The organism is Corynebacterium sp. LK14 (assembly GCF_008042215.1).
GTDB lineage: Bacteria > Actinomycetota > Actinomycetes > Mycobacteriales > Mycobacteriaceae > Corynebacterium > Corynebacterium striatum.
This window is the reverse complement of sequence record NZ_NOVQ01000009.1, coordinates 651,506-667,533: the sequence shown is the minus strand read 5'-3', so window position 1 is coordinate 667,533 and position 16,028 is coordinate 651,506. Positions and strand designations below refer to the sequence as shown.

General features: G+C 58.9%; 14 protein-coding genes. All 14 read right to left on the bottom strand.

The window, feature by feature from the left end:
- Positions 1–254 precede the first annotated feature (254 nt).
- The 14 genes from tyrS to CHU71_RS06420 all read right to left on the bottom strand — a co-directional run bounded on the left by tyrS (position 255) and on the right by CHU71_RS06420 (position 16,011).
- Complete coding sequence (gene tyrS, locus CHU71_RS06485) at positions 255–1,514, bottom strand: tyrosine--tRNA ligase (RefSeq protein WP_147760514.1); 1,260 nt, start codon at positions 1,512–1,514, stop codon at positions 255–257.
- Positions 1,515–1,606: 92 nt separating this feature from the next.
- Positions 1,607–1,807: a Trm112 family protein gene (locus CHU71_RS06480; protein ID WP_005529360.1), complete on the bottom strand. Its 201-nt coding sequence runs from the start codon at positions 1,805–1,807 to the stop codon at positions 1,607–1,609.
- Between the two features lie 116 nt (positions 1,808–1,923).
- Positions 1,924–3,357, bottom strand: a complete 1,434-nt coding sequence (argH, locus tag CHU71_RS06475; protein ID WP_147760513.1) for an argininosuccinate lyase — start codon at positions 3,355–3,357, stop codon at positions 1,924–1,926.
- A gap of 2 nt (positions 3,358–3,359) precedes the next feature.
- Positions 3,360–4,574, bottom strand: coding sequence for an argininosuccinate synthase (locus CHU71_RS06470; protein ID WP_005529355.1), 1,215 nt, complete (start codon positions 4,572–4,574; stop codon positions 3,360–3,362).
- A 131-nt stretch (positions 4,575–4,705) separates the two neighbouring features.
- Complete coding sequence (locus tag CHU71_RS06465; RefSeq protein WP_005529353.1) at positions 4,706–5,191, bottom strand: arginine repressor; 486 nt, start codon at positions 5,189–5,191, stop codon at positions 4,706–4,708.
- A 3-nt stretch (positions 5,192–5,194) separates the two neighbouring features.
- On the bottom strand, positions 5,195–6,115 hold the full coding sequence (gene argF, locus CHU71_RS06460; protein ID WP_046646852.1) for an ornithine carbamoyltransferase: 921 nt from the start codon (positions 6,113–6,115) through the stop codon (positions 5,195–5,197).
- A complete protein-coding gene (locus CHU71_RS06455; RefSeq protein WP_147760512.1) occupies positions 6,112–7,281 on the bottom strand; it encodes an acetylornithine transaminase in 1,170 nt (389 codons plus the stop codon). Before CHU71_RS06455 ends, argF begins: the two co-directional genes overlap by 4 nt.
- On the bottom strand, positions 7,278–8,213 hold the full coding sequence (gene argB, locus CHU71_RS06450) for an acetylglutamate kinase (protein WP_147760511.1): 936 nt from the start codon (positions 8,211–8,213) through the stop codon (positions 7,278–7,280). The genes CHU71_RS06455 and argB overlap by 4 nt, the downstream gene beginning before the upstream one ends.
- Before the next feature lie 21 nt (positions 8,214–8,234).
- Positions 8,235–9,416, bottom strand: a complete 1,182-nt coding sequence (gene argJ, locus CHU71_RS06445; RefSeq protein WP_147760510.1) for a bifunctional glutamate N-acetyltransferase/amino-acid acetyltransferase ArgJ — start codon at positions 9,414–9,416, stop codon at positions 8,235–8,237.
- Between the two features lie 79 nt (positions 9,417–9,495).
- The gene (gene argC / locus CHU71_RS06440; protein ID WP_046646849.1) at positions 9,496–10,539 is read right to left on the bottom strand and encodes an N-acetyl-gamma-glutamyl-phosphate reductase; all 1,044 of its coding nucleotides are present in this window, start codon (positions 10,537–10,539) and stop codon (positions 9,496–9,498) included.
- A gap of 267 nt (positions 10,540–10,806) precedes the next feature.
- On the bottom strand, positions 10,807–13,326 hold the full coding sequence (gene pheT / locus CHU71_RS06435; protein ID WP_147760509.1) for a phenylalanine--tRNA ligase subunit beta: 2,520 nt from the start codon (positions 13,324–13,326) through the stop codon (positions 10,807–10,809).
- A gap of 30 nt (positions 13,327–13,356) precedes the next feature.
- Complete coding sequence (pheS, locus tag CHU71_RS06430) at positions 13,357–14,403, bottom strand: phenylalanine--tRNA ligase subunit alpha (RefSeq protein WP_147760508.1); 1,047 nt, start codon at positions 14,401–14,403, stop codon at positions 13,357–13,359.
- A 175-nt stretch (positions 14,404–14,578) separates the two neighbouring features.
- Positions 14,579–15,382, bottom strand: a complete 804-nt coding sequence (locus tag CHU71_RS06425; RefSeq protein WP_005529332.1) for an RNA methyltransferase — start codon at positions 15,380–15,382, stop codon at positions 14,579–14,581.
- A 161-nt stretch (positions 15,383–15,543) separates the two neighbouring features.
- Entirely contained in the window at positions 15,544–16,011 is a 468-nt protein-coding gene (locus CHU71_RS06420; protein WP_049147606.1) for a TM2 domain-containing protein, read from the bottom strand.
- Positions 16,012–16,028: the final 17 nt, after the last annotated feature.

Here is a 16,028-nt window from a genome sequence, read left to right as displayed (position 1 = left end):
TCGTATCGAATTCAACTGCTTCTATGAAGCACTTTCCTTCGAACGGCTGGAGTTCACATCCTAGTCAACATGTTTAGAACTTGTCAACCCGGTGTTAATCTCCGTGTCATCCGCTTGCCGCGGCGACTCGAATTAATATACGCACGGCTACAACACTTGACAAATCGCCTGCTTAAAAGCGAAAACCGCCCACCGATGGTGGACGGTTTTCAACGCACGCTGTGAAGGGGTTGTTCAACTCCTCTTAACGAGCGCTACGCAAGACGAGCGCCAGCGAAGTTCTTCTTTCCGCGGCGCAGCACCAACCAAGCACCGTGCAGCAGGTCTTCCGAGGATGGCTCCCAGTCTTCCGACTCAACGCGCTGGTTGTTGATGTATGCGCCGCCTTCCTTGATGGTGCGGCGTGCAGCACCCTTGGAATCTGCCAAGCCAGAGGCAACAAGCAAGTCAACGGCAGTACGCGGCTCGCCCTCACCAATCTCTGCAACGGTGGTTTCAGAGAGTGCACCTGCCAGAGTCTTCTCATCCAGGTCGCTCAGCTCGGCCTTGCCGAACAACGCTTGTGCCGCAAGCTCCACAGCCTTGGTGGCGTCTTCGCCATGGACGAGGTTCGTCATCTCCTGCGCCAAGCGGCGTTGAGCAGCGCGCTTGAATGGCTCTTCGGCCACGGCCTTCTCGTATTCTGCGATCTCCTCCTGGGTGAGGAAGGTAAACCAACGCAGGTAATCGATGACCACAGTATCGCCTGCATTAAGGAAGTACTGGTACCAAGAGTAAGCAGAGGTCTTCTCCGGATCCAGCCAGAGCTTGCCGCCACCGGTGGACTTACCGAACTTCTGGCCCGATGCATCAGTTACCAAAGGCACGGTCAGTGCATGAACCTTGGCGTTATCCATACGACGGTTCAAATCAACACCGGAGACAATGTTGCCCCACTGATCGCCACCGCCAATTTGCAGCACACAGTCGTATTCGCGGTGCAGGTGAACGTAGTCATTCGACTGCAGAAGCATGTACGAGAACTCCGTGTAAGAGATGCCGTCAGACTCAAGGCGACGCTTCACGGTGTCGCGGTCCAACATTGTGTTGAGGGAGAAGTTCTTTCCCACGTCGCGCAGGAACTCAATGACGGACATGTTCATGGTCCAATCCGCGTTGTTGACCATGATCGCAGGGTTGTCGCCCTCAAAGTCTACGAAGCGGCGCAGCTGCTTCTGGATTGCCTGCAGATTCTGTTCAATGGTCTCCATGCTGAGCATGGAACGCTCCCCCACGTCTCGAGGGTCACCAATGGTGCCCGTGGCACCGCCGGCCACAGTGATCGGACGGTGGCCGAATTGCTGGAAACGGCGCAGCATGATCATCGGCACCAGGTGGCCCGCATGCAGTGAGTCGCCAGTTGGGTCGAATCCGCAGTACAGCGTGATGGGCTTCTCGCACTCGTCACGCAGAGCCTCGAGATCGGTGGACTGGTTAATGAGGCCGCGCCAAGACAGCTCATCGATGATATTCATAAAAGACTTTCTTGATTAGAAGGTTGTGCTCGAAGAACACGAACCACGTGCAACTTGTACTAGGACTTGCCGCAAAGCTGCGGCTTTGAAAATTAGGACTCGTGTGCGGAGTACGGAGGCCAAGCCTGCGCATGGTCAACGAGCATCACTGGGATTCCGTCCTCAATGGGATAGGCCACGCCTAGACGCTCATTGACCAGAACTTCTTTGTCCTCGATATAGGTCAACGGGCCCTTGTCTTGTGGGCAGACCAAAATCTCTAGCAGTTGTGGATCAAGACTCATGGCGTTCATCCTACATCTCCGCACTACAGAGGGCGGCGTCGGCCCGCGAATACCTCGGAGGTAACTAACAAACAAAGAAAAGCCGACCATCCCCGAAGATTTCGAGATGGCCGGCAAGGTTAAGGCTAGTTGGCCGGAATAACCGGGGTCTGAGCCCACGCGCGGGACTGCGCGGAAAGCTCGTCCACGCGCTGACGTTGTTCGGCAACGCGCACTCCGGCGGTTCCGCCCTTGGTCGAGCGGGAGGCCACAGCACCGTCAATGGTGAGGACTTCACGCACGGCAGGCAGCAGGCGCTTGTCGACGCCGGCGAGTTCCTCGTCGGTGAGATCCACCAGATCCACTCCCCGCTTCTCTGCAATTTGAACGCAGGCACCGGATGCTTCGTGCGCCTCTCGGAACGGCACACCTTGGCGCACCATCCACTCAGCTAGATCGGTAGCCAGCGTGAAGCCACGCGGAGCAAGTTCACGCATGCGGTCTTCGTGGAAGACAAGGGTGGAGACCAGACCGGTCATAGCGGGCAGCAGGAGGTTGAGCTGGGCCACCGAATCGACGATGGGCTCCTTGTCCTCTTGCAGATCGCGGTTGTAGGCCAAAGGCTGTGCCTTCAACGTCGCAAGCAGACCGGATAGGTTGCCGATGAGACGGCCCGTCTTGCCACGGGTCAGCTCGGCGACGTCGGGATTTTTCTTCTGCGGCATGATGGATGAACCGGTTGACCATGCGTCATCCAAGGTGACGTAGCCGTATTCCGGCGTGCACCAATAGATGATTTCCTCGGCCAGGCGCGACATGTCCACCGAGATTTGAGCCAACACGAAGGCGGTCTCAGAAGCGAAGTCACGAGAAGCAGTACCGTCCAAAGAGTTCTCTGCGGAGGAATCGAAGCCGAGTTCCTCTGCGATCGCCTCTGGATCCAGGTGCAGCGAGGAACCAGCGAGGGCGCCCGAGCCATACGGGGAAACCGCAAGGCGCTTGTCTAGGTCGCGGATGCGATCGACGTCGCGAAGCAGCGGCTGGGCATGTGCCAGCAACTGGTGCGCGAGAAGAATCGGCTGCGCGGCCTGCGAGTGCGTCTTGCCCGGCATGATGGCATCCGGGTGAGCAGCCGCCTGCTTGGACAGCGCGTCAACCAGGTCGGTGACCTGAATAGCGATGTCGCGAACTGCGTCACGCACCCACATCCGGAACAACGTAGCCACTTGGTCGTTTCGGGAACGACCAGCACGCAGACGTCCGCCTACCTCTGGGCCAACAATGTCAATGAGCCCGCGCTCCATGGCGCCGTGCACATCCTCGTCGGTCGGTAGCGGGCCGAACTCTCCGGAGGCCACCTTCTCCCCCAGCTCGGTCAAGCCGGAAAGCATGGTCTCACGGTCGGCGTCGGAAAGCAGCCCTGCTTTATGCAGAACCTTGGCGTGCGCCTTGGATGCTAGGACGTCGTAAGGTGCCAGCACCCAGTCGAAGTGAGTGGACACGGACAGGGCAAACATCGCCTCGGAAGGGCCGCCGGAGAAGCGGCCACCCCACAGTGCGCCCTCGTTGGTCTTGTGCATTTTTACTTTCCGGTTGGGAAACCGCCGTCGCGGTCACGCTGGTTAGAAATCTGGGTGGACAGGCCGTGCAGCTGGACAAAGCCCTTGGCTGCAGTCTGGTCGAAGGAATCGCCTGTGTCGTAGGTTGCCAGATCGAAGGAGTACAGCGACTGGCCAGAGCGGCGACCGTTTACGGTAGCGGTGCCTGCGTGCAGAACCATGCGGATATCGCCCGAGACGTTCTCCTGGGAGGACTCGACGAATGCATCCAAGGAGCGCTTCAGCGGGGAGTACCACAGACCGTCATAGACCTCCTCGGCCCAGCGAGCGTCAGTCAGACGCTTGTAACGCGCCAGCTCGCGCTCGACGGTGACGTCTTCCAGAGCCTCGTGTGCCTTGATGAGAACGATTGCACCTGGGGCCTCATAGACCTCGCGGGACTTAATACCGACCAGGCGGTCCTCGACCATGTCCAAACGGCCGATACCCTGTGCACCTGCGCGGCGGTTGAGCTCCTCGATTGCCTGCAGGACGGTGACCGGCTTGCCGTCGATAGCTACTGGCTTGCCCTTCTCGAAGGAGATGACAACCTCATCCGGAGCGTTACCCAGTGCTGGGTCCTCGGTGTAGGCGTAGAGGTCCTTTGTCGTCGGGTTCCACAGATCCTCCAGGAAACCGGTCTCCACTGCGCGGCCCCATACGTTCTGGTCGATGGAGAATGGCGAGGATGCGGACTGCTCGATTGGCAGGTTGATTTCCTCAGCGAAGGCGATGGCCTTGTCACGGGTCCATGCGTAGTCACGTGCAGGAGCAATGATTTCCAGGGAAGGATCGAGAGCACGGAAGGAAACCTCAAAGCGGACCTGATCGTTGCCCTTACCGGTGCAGCCGTGGGAAACGTGGGTTCCGCCATGCTCCTGAGCAGCCTTGACCAGGTGCTTGGTGATGAGCGGGCGGGAGATTGCAGATACCAGCGGGTACTGCTTCATGTACATACCGTTTGCCTTGATGGTCGGCAGGCAGTACTCCTCGGCAAACTCGTCCTTTGCGTCGATGACGATCGACTCAACCGCACCACAATCGAGTGCACGCTGGCGTACGGACTCCATGTCCTCGCCGCCCTGACCGAGGTCAAGGGAGACGGCGACAACGTCGCCACCGGTCATCTTGGACAGGTACGGAATGGCGACGGACGTATCCAGTCCGCCAGAGTAAGCGAGCACTACGCGTGCAGTCATGATGAATCTCCTTGAGGGTTACTCGTCCGAATTGCTTCGTCCGAGTGATTCTGTAGATTTCTGTGGGTTTTACAGATTTCTGTGGGTTTTACTGAAGTAGAATTAATATTATACGACTAACCCTATAAAACTTAAATGGCGCGGGAAGTAAGCTTTAAGGCCAGCTCTTCCCCGGTTGTTCCTTCGCGTGCGAGAACAAAGATAGTGTCGTCACCAGCGATACAGCCAACGACGTCGCTAAGCCCAACGCGATCAATGAACGAAGCGAGGTACTGTGCGGCACCGGCCGGAGTACGCAGCATTGCGATATTTCCGGAGTGATCGTGGGAAACAACCAGTTCTTCAAGCATACGGCGCAGTTTCTCGCGCGGACCGTTCACTTGGTCTTCGAACTGCTCGAGCTCGCCGCCGACCATATAGAAGGAGCGGCCGCTATCGCGCTTAACCTTCTTCGCACCTAGCTCGTCCAGGTCGCGGGACAACGTTGCCTGCGTGATGTTGATTCCTTCATCGAGGAGCAGCTCAGAAAGCTGTACCTGACTAGTCACCCTGGTGCGGTCCAAGATCTCCAGGATCTTGGCCTGGCGAGCATTGCGAGTGGTTGGTGTCGTGGTCATGTCTTAAGCGTTCTCCTTGTTATAAGCGAGTAGCCACACGAGCAAAGCCTTCTGCGCATGCAGACGATTCTCCGCCTCGTCAAAGACACGGGACTGCGGGCCATCGATTACCTCGGCGGAAACCTCACTGCCGCGATAAGCCGGCAAGCAGTGCAGGAAAATAGCATCATCCTTAGCCATTGCCATAACGTCGGCATTGACCTGATAAGGAATAAAAGGCGTACGGCGATCGAGCCCGTCAGCCTCCTGCCCCATTGAGACCCAGGTATCCGTGATGACTACGTCCGCGCCGCGCACAGCCTCGAGCGAGTCCGTTACGGTGATGGAGCCACGCTGCCGTGCACGATCGACGAATTCCTGCTGGGGTTGGAATCCCTCCGGCGCGATAATCCCCACTTCCATGCCAGCGGTGGCAAATCCCAGCATGTAGGAGTTAGCCATGTTGTTGTTGCCGTCGCCGAGGTATACCGCCTTGCGGCCCTCAAGCTCGCCGAAGTTCTCACGGCAGGTCAGCAAATCCGCCAGGATCTGGCACGGGTGCAGGTCGTCGGACAAGGCATTCACGATGGGAACCGTGGCGGTCTCAGCCATCTCGAGGAAGTTGTGGTGGTCATACGTGCGCCACACGATTGCTTCCACAAAACGCGAAAGCACTGCCGCGGTGTCCTGGTACGTCTCTCCCTTGCCCATCTGCGTGGACTTGGTCTCGGTAACGATGGCATGTCCGCCCAAGTGGGCAATGCCTGCTTCGAAGGAGAAACGGGTACGCGTTGAAGTCTTATCGAACAAGACGGCCACTGATTTAGGGCCTTCGAGTGGCCGTTCTGAAAATGGTTCGGCCTTCAGCTTGAGGGCGAGGTCAAGGACCTCGGCCTGCTCAGCGGGCGACAAGTCATCATCCGCTAGAAAGTGCCGCACACTCATGCACATACCTCCATTACAGCGAGGAGACGCTCAAGTGCCAAAGCGATCTCCTCGTCACTGATAACCAAAGGCGGGGTCAGACGTACAACGGACTTGTTTGGGGCGTTCAGAATCAGTCCCTGTTTGAGCCCCTCCGCGACGACTTCCTTAGCCACCGGCTTATTTAATACAACACCAAGCATAAGCCCTCGGCCACGTGTGCTGTCTACGAGTCCCGACTTTTCTACGCCTTTTGCCAGTTTTTCGCCCTTGCGGGTGACCTCAGTGAGGAACTCGGAATCGATTTCATCCAGCACGGCGTTCGCTGCGGCGCAGGATACAGGGTTTCCGCCGAAGGTCGTGCCATGGCTGCCGGGCTGGAAGAGATCCTTGGCAGCTCCCCTAGCGATGGTCGCGCCGATAGGAAGGCCAGCGCCCAAACCCTTCGCCATCGTCACGACGTCGGGAAGCACGCCCTCATGCTGGAACGCAAAAAAGTCGCCGGTCCGTGCAACGCCTGTTTGCACCTCGTCAACCATCATGAGGATGCCGTACTCATCGCATAGCTCGCGCACTGCCTTGAGGAAACCGTCCGGAGCCGGAATCACTCCGGTTTCGCCTTGGATGGGCTCCAGAATGATAGCCGCAGTATCTTGTGGATCCTGTTCCACCAAAGTGCGCAGGTAGTCGATGTCGCCGTAGGTGTAGAACTCCACCCCGCCGGGGAATGGCTCGAAGGCCTTGCGCTTACTCGGCTGCCCAGTCATGGCCAAAGAACCCATGGTGCGGCCGTGGAAACCGTGGTGCGCGGCGAGAATCCGGCGGCGGCCGGTCAAGCGTGCGAGCTTGAATGCCGCCTCGTTTGCTTCCGCGCCGGAATTGCAGAAGAAAACGCGGGCATCCCTGTCACCGATGCGTTCAATGAGCTTGCCTGCCGCATTCACCACTGGCTCGCTTGCAAAGAGGTTGGACACGTGGCCAACCTTGGCCACCTGTTCGCTGACTGCCTGCACTACCGCTGGGTGCCCGTACCCCAACGAGTTCACTGCGATGCCAGCGAGCATGTCGATGTAGGTTTTGCCCTCTTCGTCGGTGAGGGTAGCGCCCTTGCCGGATACGAACGCCACCGGCGGGGTTCCGTAGGTGTTGGTGATGACCTGGCCCCACTTCTCTGTTAGGTTACTCATGCGTTGTCGTCCTTCCTGAAGACGGTGCCCGCTGGGTAGTCTTCCCGCTTGTAGTTGTCAGGCAGCACCATCGTTCCGATACCACCCATGGTCAGCAGCTCGAGGAGAACTGCGTGTGCGATGCGTCCGTCAATAACGTGCGCAGCGCTGACTCCCCCGCGGACTGCATTGAGGCACGATTCCATCTTGGGGATCATGCTGCTGTCCAGGCCTGGAAGCAGGGCCTCCAACTGGCCACATTCAATCTTCGACACCAGCGAGTCCCTGCTGGGCCAATCGGTGTAGAGGCCCTCAACGTTGGTGAGGATCACCATGCGCTCTGCACCCACTGCCTTGGCGAGTGCGCCGGCAGCCGTGTCCGCATTGATGTTATAAACCGCGCCGTCTGCGCCTGGCGCAATGGTCGAAACCACCGGGATACGCCCGGATTCGACGATGTCCATCACCGCTGCCGGGTTGACGTCAATGATGTCTCCGACCATGCCGATGTCGGTGAGCTCGCCTTTAATGTCCACCAAGCGCTTGGTGGCGGTGAAAAGGCCGGCATCCTCACCGGAGGTTCCCACTGCATATGGCCCGTGCGAGTTGATGAGATTGACCAATCCGCGGCCGACCTGCCCAAAGAGCACCATGCGCACGACGTCCATAACCTCAGGCGTCGTAACGCGGAAGCCGCCCTTAAATTCGCCTTCGATGCCGAGTTTGCCGAGCATTTCATTAATCTGTGGGCCGCCACCGTGGACAACGATGGGCTTTGCGCCAACCGTACGCAGGAAGACCATGTCGGCCGCAAACGCCGCCTTGAGTCGGTCATCCACCATGGCGTTGCCGCCGTACTTGATCACCACGACCTTGTCCCGGAAGTGCTGCAACCAGGGCAGCGCCTCGGCCAGGACGTTGGCCCGATCTTGATTCGTGAGCCCCTGAAGCATGACTATTTCCTTGCTTTCCTTTTATGAGCTGTATGCGGAGTTGATTTCGACGTATGTGTGGGACAAGTCGGTGGTACGCACAAACGCGCTGCCCAGTCCGCCTGTCCCCAGGTTGACGCGGACATCGATGTCGGCGCCGGACAGATCGACGTCACGAGCACCCAGCGCACCGGTCGAGGCCAGGCAAACAGGCTGATCGTTGAAGTACACAGAGATGTTGTCTGGGTCCATGTCAGCATCGGCCATTCCCACCGCTGCGAGCACGCGGCCCCAGTTGGGATCAGAGCCGAACATGGCACACTTGAACAGGTTGTCGCGGCCCAAGGTACGCGCAGCGTTGAGAGCTTGTGCGTCGCTGCCGGTTCCCTCGACGGTGATGCGCACGCGCTTGGTCACACCCTCGGCGTCTGCTTGGAGCTGATCCGCGATGTCAGCGCACACTGCCAACACTGCCGCGTTGAGCTCTTCTTGGCTGGGTTCCACGCCGGAAGCACCCGATGCCATCAGGATGACGGTGTCATTGGTCGAGGTGGAACCGTCCACATCCAAGGTGTTGAAAGTCTGGTCGGAGGCTTGCTGCAAGGCCTTCTGAAGAGCCTCCGGGCTGGCCACCGCGTCAGTGGTCAAGCACACCAGCATCGTGGCCAGGGACGGGGCCATCATGCCCACGCCCTTACCCATTCCGCCAAGGACCCATCCCTCGCCACGAGTCACGGCTTCTTTGGAAACGGTGTCCGTGGTCATGATGGCTGTCGCCGCTGCGCTCGAGTGCTCAGCACTGGTGCCGGTTGACTCGACCACCACGTCAATGCCTTTGAGGACCTTGTCCATAGGCAAAGGTTCACCGATGAGACCGGTCGAACACACGGCTACGTCACTGCTTTCGAGCGCAAGATGCTTGGCGACGGCGCTCACAGTGGCACGCGCATCTTGGTCACCCTGGGCGCCGTTGCAGGCGTTGGCGTTACCTGAGTTAAAGAGCACTGCCTTTAAGACGCCGTCGGCTACAGCTTCCCGCGAGACCTTAACTGGGGAGGCCACCACGCGATTGCGTGTGAACACCGCTGCCACGTCAAAGTTGGGCCCCTCGTTGATGACGAGAGCCATGTCTGATTTACCGGATGGCTTGATACCCGCTGTGGTTGCTCCTGCGCGGAAACCGGCTGCTGCAGTAACGCCGGTCTGAGTGGCCGAAGAAGTCATGATTAGTCCTTAATACGAGACGAAAATAGGGGGTGGATTCTGGAGTAGATAGGTGCCAAAGGTGGGTATGCCTGCAGGCTTAAGGGGCAAGTGCTGCTTGCGGCAAACCGGCGGTCTCATCCCAGCCCAGTGCAAGATTCATGCACTGCACAGCGGCGCCTGCCGTGCCTTTGCAGAGGTTGTCCAAGGCTGCAGTGATAACGAGACGTCGTGCACGCTGATCCACATGGGCCTGAATGTGCACCATGTTGGTGCCCACGACATTTTGGGTCTCAGGCTGCTGCCCCGTGGGAAGGACGTAACAGAATGGTTCGTTCGCATAGAAATCTGCGAACACCTGCGCGACTTCTTCGGCGGTCACGCCGTCCCGCAAAGGCGCGGTTGTGGTTGCGAGGATGCCGCGTGGCATCGGTGCAAGTACCGGAGTAAAGCTCACCGAGACTGTGTCCTCAGTAAATGGTTGCAGATTCTGCACCACTTCGGGGGTATGCCGGTGGGTACCACCTGGCTTGTAGGCCTTGACGTTGCCCATGGTTTCGGCTCCCAGCTGCGCCACAGAAGCCTTCTTGCCCGCGCCGGATACGCCGGTGATAGCAATGACGGAGAGAGCCGGCTCAATCAGGTTTCCCTCAACAGCGGGAAGCACCCCCAAGGTAATGGTGGTGGGGAAACAACCGGGAACCGCGACCCGGTTGGAGCCCTTGAGCGCAGCACGGTTTCCGGGAATCTCGGGGATACCGTAGGGCCATGCACCCGCATACTGGCCGCCATAAAATTCATCCCAGTCGGCCTTGTTGCGAAGGCGGAAGTCAGCAGCGCAGTCGATGACCACTACCTTCTCCCCCAGCTGGCGCCCGATCTCTGCGGAGTGGCCATGCGGGAGGGCAAGGAAAACTACGTCGTGTTGGGACAACACCTCTGGGGTGGTTTCTTCAATTATGCGGTCTGCCAGCTGCGGCAGATGCGGCATGAGTTCGGAGACCTTTTGTCCAGCATTCGAGTGCCCAGTCAGCGCGCCTATCTGCAGCTGTCCAGCGAAGTACGCAGGATGCGAAAGCAGGAGGCGAAGAATTTCGCCTCCTGCATATCCGGTGGCGCCTGCAATTGCTACTGAAATCGTCATGCCGCCAACCGTAGCAAATAATGCAACGCACCGTAAGTTATTCAGAAAAATTTCCCTTTAAAAAGCACGGGATGAAATCTGCCCTACTCCTCGCAAGGAAGCATTAGCCAACAATCCCCAAAATATGACCTACGACACAGTCCGTCAAGGATGTGGCAGCGCGGCGACGCCTTACACAGCGCATTAAGAAAGCCTTTCCCTCAGTAACTCACTTAGAGGGAAAGGCTTAGCTCTACTGCAACTTCAGCGGCTGGGGTTCCAGGCCCCCTAAGCGCGCATCTCCGCGCCGAGGCGTTGCTTGACCAGTTCGGCCGCTGCGAGGCGGTGCTCGTTAGCTTCCTCGTCAGTAAGAGTGCGGTCATCTGCCCGGAAGATGAGCTTGAACGCCAAAGACTTCTTATCCTCGCCAAGCTGCTCACCACGGAAGACGTCGAAAAGCTCTACTGCCTCGAGAAGCTCGCCGGCGCCCGATTCGACGACCTTGCGCACCTCTTCAGCAGGCGTGGACTCATCGACGATGAACGCGATGTCCTGGTGCAGTGCCGGGAACGCAGACAAGACCGGTGCTGGGAAAAGCTCGTCGGTCGGCAGCGCGGTGACATCGATTTCCATTGCACACGTGCGTGCAGGAAGGTTCAGCGCCTCGAGAACCTGTGGGTGCAGCTCGCCGGCGTAGCCAACGATGATGGACTCACCGTCGACGACTGCCTTCACCGCAGCGCAACGGCCCGGGTGCCAAGGCAGCTGCTCGGCAGCCTCCAGCTCGATCTCGACGCCAGCCGCACGAGCAACCTGACGAGCAGACTCAATAGCATCGGCGTAGGTAAAGGCACGACCCTCGCCCCACGGGCCTTCATGCTCGATGTTGCCGGTAGCTACGGTCGCGACATGGAGCGGCTGCTCTGGGAGGGATTCGCGCAGTTCCTTGACCACATCGTCTGCTGGACGCTGCTCAACGGACGGCATCGGCGAAGAATCCGCGCGCTTGAAGGAGACCTGCTGCAGACCAAACAGTGCCAGATCTGCACGGCCACGTGCGACGTTACGACCGATGGCTTCTAGCATGTTCGGCAGCAGGGTCGTGCTCAAGATGGCCTTGTCAGACTCCAGCGGGTTCTGCACGGAAACAGTGCGGCGGCGGTCGTCGTCCGCGTCCAATCCCCATACGTCAAACGTGTCGTTGGCGATGAACGGAGAAGGCAGAACCTCGGCGTAACCGGCATAGGCCAAGCCATGACCGATGGCGCGGCGACGCTTCTGAGCCGGGGTGAGTCCGCGACCGCCGACTGGGGTCGGAAGAATCGTCGGAATGTCCTCGAGGCCCTCGAGACGCAGGACTTCCTCAATCAGGTCGACATCCATGGTGATGTCGGTACGCCAGGTAGCTGGGGTGACCAGCAGGTTCTCCCCCTGCTCTTCCACGGTGCAGCCCACCTCGCGCAGACGTTGCACGATAGTCTCGCGGGAATACTCCACGCCCGCGTATTCGCTTGGCTTGCTGGCCCGCATGGTGATCTGCTGCGGCTTGGCGACGTCGCCCACAAGGGTACGGCCGGACTCGATGGTACCGCCAGCAATCTCGACGAGCAAAGCGCAAGCAACGTCGAGCGCGACCTCAACGATGGCCGGGTCTACGCCGCGCTCGAAGCGGCGGGAGGCCTCCGAGGAAAGCTTGTGGCGGCGAGAGGTACGCGCAACCGTAATTGGGTCCCAAATAGCGGACTCGAAGTACACATCAGTGGTCTCGTCCATGATTTCAGTGGAGGTACCACCCATGACACCAGCCATGGACTGAATGCCATTGTCATCGCAGATGAGGACGTCGCCGGCGGAAAGGGTGCGCTGGACATGGTCCAAGGTCTCGAACTTCTCGCCCTCTTCCGCATTGCGCACTACCAAGTCACCCTTAACGAGGTTGGCGTCGAACGCGTGCATAGGAGCGCCCAGCAGCAGCATCACGTAGTTGGTGACGTCGGTAGCCGGGTTGACGGCACGCTGGCCGGACAGCATGAGCTCGCGTTCCATCCAGAATGGAGTGCGGGCATTCGGGTCGATTCCGGAGACCTTGCGCAAACCAAAGCGCTGGGCCTTGGTCTCCTCACGCAGGTCAATGTTGATGAGGGCCCCCTCCGGTGCCGGAACACCAGAAACATCGATGCCTGCAACGGACGGGTCCTGCGCAACGTCAGCAAATTCGAGGTCGAAAGCCGAAGCAATCTCGCGAGTCAGGCCACGTGCCGAGAGCGCGTAGCCACGGTCCGGGGTGATGTTGACGTCGAATACGGTGTCAGCCAAGGCGATGAGCTTGCGGGCATCCTGGCCGATGTACTGACCGTACTCCTCTCCGAAGGTGATGATGCCATCGGACTTCTCAGCGAACCCGAGCTCCGCGGCGGAGCACAGCATGCCGTTGGAGATGTGATCGTAGGTCTCGCGGGCAGCAATCTTGAATCCACCCGGCAACTCGGCACCCGGCAGCGCCACGACGACGTGATCGCCGAGACGGAAGTTGCGAGCGCCGCAGATGATACCCTGCAGCTCACCGGTGCCGTTTGCGTCACCGACGTTGACCTGGCAGTAACGAATGGGCTTCTTAAATTGGGTGAGCTCCTCGACTTCCTCCACCTTGCCGATGACCAGCGGGCCGGTGGTCTCTGGGAGATTCTCGTAGCCTTCGGTCTCGAAACCGACGCGCACGTATCCGGAGTCCAGTTCCTCTGGGGTTACTTTCCAACCGGGGTTCTTAGCGCCAAGCAGTCCGGTGACCCAGCTCTGGGAAATAAGCATTGTTTTCTTCCTGTCCTTTCTGGGTTCTTCTTATGCCTGTACGCCGAATGACAGGGTGAAGCGAACGTCGCCCTCGACCATGTCTCGCATGTCGGTAAGGCCATTGCGGAACTGCAAGGTGCGCTCGAGGCCCATGCCGAATGCAAAGCCGGTGTACTCCTCTGGGTCAACGCCCACTGCGCGGAGGACGTTCGGGTTGACCATGCCGCAGCCGCCCCACTCGATCCAGCCTGCGCCGCCCTTCTTGTTTGGGAACCAGACATCGACCTCGGCAGAAGGCTCGGTGAACGGGAAGTAGTTGGTGCGCATGCGGGTCTTGGTCTCAGGGCCGAACAGGACCTTGGCCAAGTGGTCCAAGGTGCCGCGTAGATGAGCCATAGTCAGGCCCTTGTCCACTGCGAGTCCCTCAACCTGGTGGAATACCGGGGTGTGCGTAGCGTCGAGTTCGTCGGTACGGAACACACGACCTGGGCAAGCAATGTAGAGCGGCACATCGCGGTCCAGCATGGTGCGTACCTGTACAGGAGAAGTGTGGGTACGCAACACCTGCTTTGAGCCTTCAGTCGAGACATGGAAGGTGTCTTGCAGGGTACGTGCTGGGTGATCCGGCTTGAAGTTCAACGCATCAAAGTTGAAGTACTCCGCCTCGACCTCAGGACCATCGGCGATTTCCCAGCCCATGCCGACGAAGATGTCGGCGATGCGCTCGGACAATGCCGTAATTGGGTGAAGAGCACCGGTCTGGGCGCGGGTGGTGGGGATGGTGACGTCGACGGTCTCGGCAGCGAGCTGAGCCGCACGAGCCTCCGCCTCAAGAACAGCCTGAATCTCCGCGTAGCGCTTCTCGACGCGACCGCGCGCCATGTTGACGTTACGGCCAGCGTCCTTGCGCTGATCCTTAGGCAGGCTGCCGAGCATCGTGCGAGCTTGTGGGATATAGCCCTGCTCACCGAGGTGCTCACGGCGAGCCACCGTCAGCTCATCGAGCGTGGTAGCTGCTTCGAACGCGGTGATTGCGTCGTCGGCAGCCGCGCCCAGGGCGGCTTCGGTCAATTCGATCTGAGGTGTATCGGACACGTGCCTTAAGTACCTTCTTCTAGCGAGAAAAACTAACGCCCGTTATCTTAGCGCAGTTCACTAGCCCTCTACGCAGCGGGCACCGACACAAGTTGGAAAGGAATAGCCATAAGCCAAACGCTCCCGTTCGTTAGCCACCACTTTTCCGTTCGGATTGTGACATGCCAAACAATTTTTAGGAGCGATTCAACGCTTTGGCAGATTCATACAAACAAATTGAGGCTGCCGTGGCAAGGTTGAGCGACTCCGCGCGGCCGAGGATCGGAATGCGCACGCGCATGTCCGCTTCTTCTTGCAACTCCCCTAGTCCATGGGCTTCGTTACCGAACAACCAGGCGGTGGGTTGGCTGAGATCGGCCTCGGCAAGATCTACTTCCCCATCAGCGGCAGTCGCCAGAATCTGCATGCCTGACTTCCGCAGCTGCCCAAGCACATCCTTGATGTTCGGATCGCGCGCTACGGGAATATGAAACAGTGACCCAGCCGAGGCACGCGCCACTTTGCAGCCCAGAGGATCGACTGTCTCGCCTGCAAAGATGACGCCGTCGGCGCCCATAGCGTCCGAAGTACGGATGAGCGTTCCAGCATTGCCAGGCTCCGAGGTAAGGACTGGAACAGATACTAGATTTGGCTTGCCGTTGAGAATCTTTCCGGCCGACCAAAGAACAGGCTTGCAGAGTGCGAAAAGACCGGTTGTGGTTGCGGTATCGGAGAGATGGCGTGCGGCTTTGTCGGTGATTGGGTGGACGTAGACATCCATATAACCACACGCAGTGACGATGTCTTGGAAGCGTTCCGCAGCCTTCTCGGTCACGAATACGTCCGTGGCCGCGCCGGTAGATACTGCGGCGTCGACTGCGTTTTCGCCCTCAATGATGAATTGATTCGCCTTTTTGCGGGCCGCAGCACGGTGCAATTTGGCGGCATTGACGATGCGCGGCGTGCGCTCTGTAAAGGCACTCTCAAAGTCGAGGTTCATGGCCACCACCTTACTAGCCAGGTTTGGCGCTTAGAACCTCCCCCTCCCCTGCAAGGCCAATCACCTTGAGCCCCTTCACCCGGACAAGGCTTTCAATGCACAAACCCTCCATCTCGCATTGCCCGAAAGATGGAGGGTGAAGGTCGACAGACTATTTAAGACTACTTACGCAGCGGAACGCCTTGCGCATCTCGGTCGAATCCGCCGGCGCCGGCCAGAATCATGATGAACTCAACGAATGCCCACAATGAGATGAAACCAACTACAAAGAAGCCAATGAGCACAAACACGGTGATGCAACCGAAGATGAAGCCCAACAACTGACCGAGGGCGCGCCCGGTGTTCCCCAGGTAGAAGTTGTGCGCGCCGAGGTAGCCGAAGAAAAAGGCGAGCAGCCATGCGGCAACCCAGGACTTCTGCTCAGCTACAACGGCATACTGCTGTTGCATTGGGTAGGCCTGCCCGTATTGCGGTTGGCTAAATTGCTGCGGCGCAGAATAGCCCTGGCCATATTGCGGTTGTCCGCCCTGGAACTGCGCTGGAACATTGTTACCCTGTGGCTGGCCAAATGGGTTTACCGGCTGGTCACCAGCATTGCCTTGCTGAAAACCATTGTTTGGGTAGGTCATAAAAGTGCTCCTGAAAA

What these genes read in the sequence shown, in the direction of transcription:
- tyrS (WP_147760514.1), bottom strand. Translation starts at nt 1,514, where the DNA reads ATGAATATCATCGATGAGCTGTCTTGGCGCGGCCTCATTAACCAGTCC.
- CHU71_RS06480 (WP_005529360.1), bottom strand. Translation starts at nt 1,807, where the DNA reads ATGAACGCCATGAGTCTTGATCCACAACTGCTAGAGATTTTGGTCTGC.
- argH (WP_147760513.1), bottom strand. Translation starts at nt 3,357, where the DNA reads ATGCACAAGACCAACGAGGGCGCACTGTGGGGTGGCCGCTTCTCCGGC.
- CHU71_RS06470 (WP_005529355.1), bottom strand. Translation starts at nt 4,574, where the DNA reads ATGACTGCACGCGTAGTGCTCGCTTACTCTGGCGGACTGGATACGTCC.
- CHU71_RS06465 (WP_005529353.1), bottom strand. Translation starts at nt 5,191, where the DNA reads ATGACCACGACACCAACCACTCGCAATGCTCGCCAGGCCAAGATCCTG.
- argF (WP_046646852.1), bottom strand. Translation starts at nt 6,115, where the DNA reads ATGAGTGTGCGGCACTTTCTAGCGGATGATGACTTGTCGCCCGCTGAG.
- CHU71_RS06455 (WP_147760512.1), bottom strand. Translation starts at nt 7,281, where the DNA reads ATGAGTAACCTAACAGAGAAGTGGGGCCAGGTCATCACCAACACCTAC.
- argB (WP_147760511.1), bottom strand. Translation starts at nt 8,213, where the DNA reads ATGCTTCAGGGGCTCACGAATCAAGATCGGGCCAACGTCCTGGCCGAG.
- argJ (WP_147760510.1), bottom strand. Translation starts at nt 9,416, where the DNA reads ATGACTTCTTCGGCCACTCAGACCGGCGTTACTGCAGCAGCCGGTTTC.
- argC (WP_046646849.1), bottom strand. Translation starts at nt 10,539, where the DNA reads ATGACGATTTCAGTAGCAATTGCAGGCGCCACCGGATATGCAGGAGGC.
- pheT (WP_147760509.1), bottom strand. Translation starts at nt 13,326, where the DNA reads ATGCTTATTTCCCAGAGCTGGGTCACCGGACTGCTTGGCGCTAAGAAC.
- CHU71_RS06425 (WP_005529332.1), bottom strand. Translation starts at nt 15,382, where the DNA reads ATGAACCTCGACTTTGAGAGTGCCTTTACAGAGCGCACGCCGCGCATC.
- CHU71_RS06420 (WP_049147606.1), bottom strand. Translation starts at nt 16,011, where the DNA reads ATGACCTACCCAAACAATGGTTTTCAGCAAGGCAATGCTGGTGACCAG.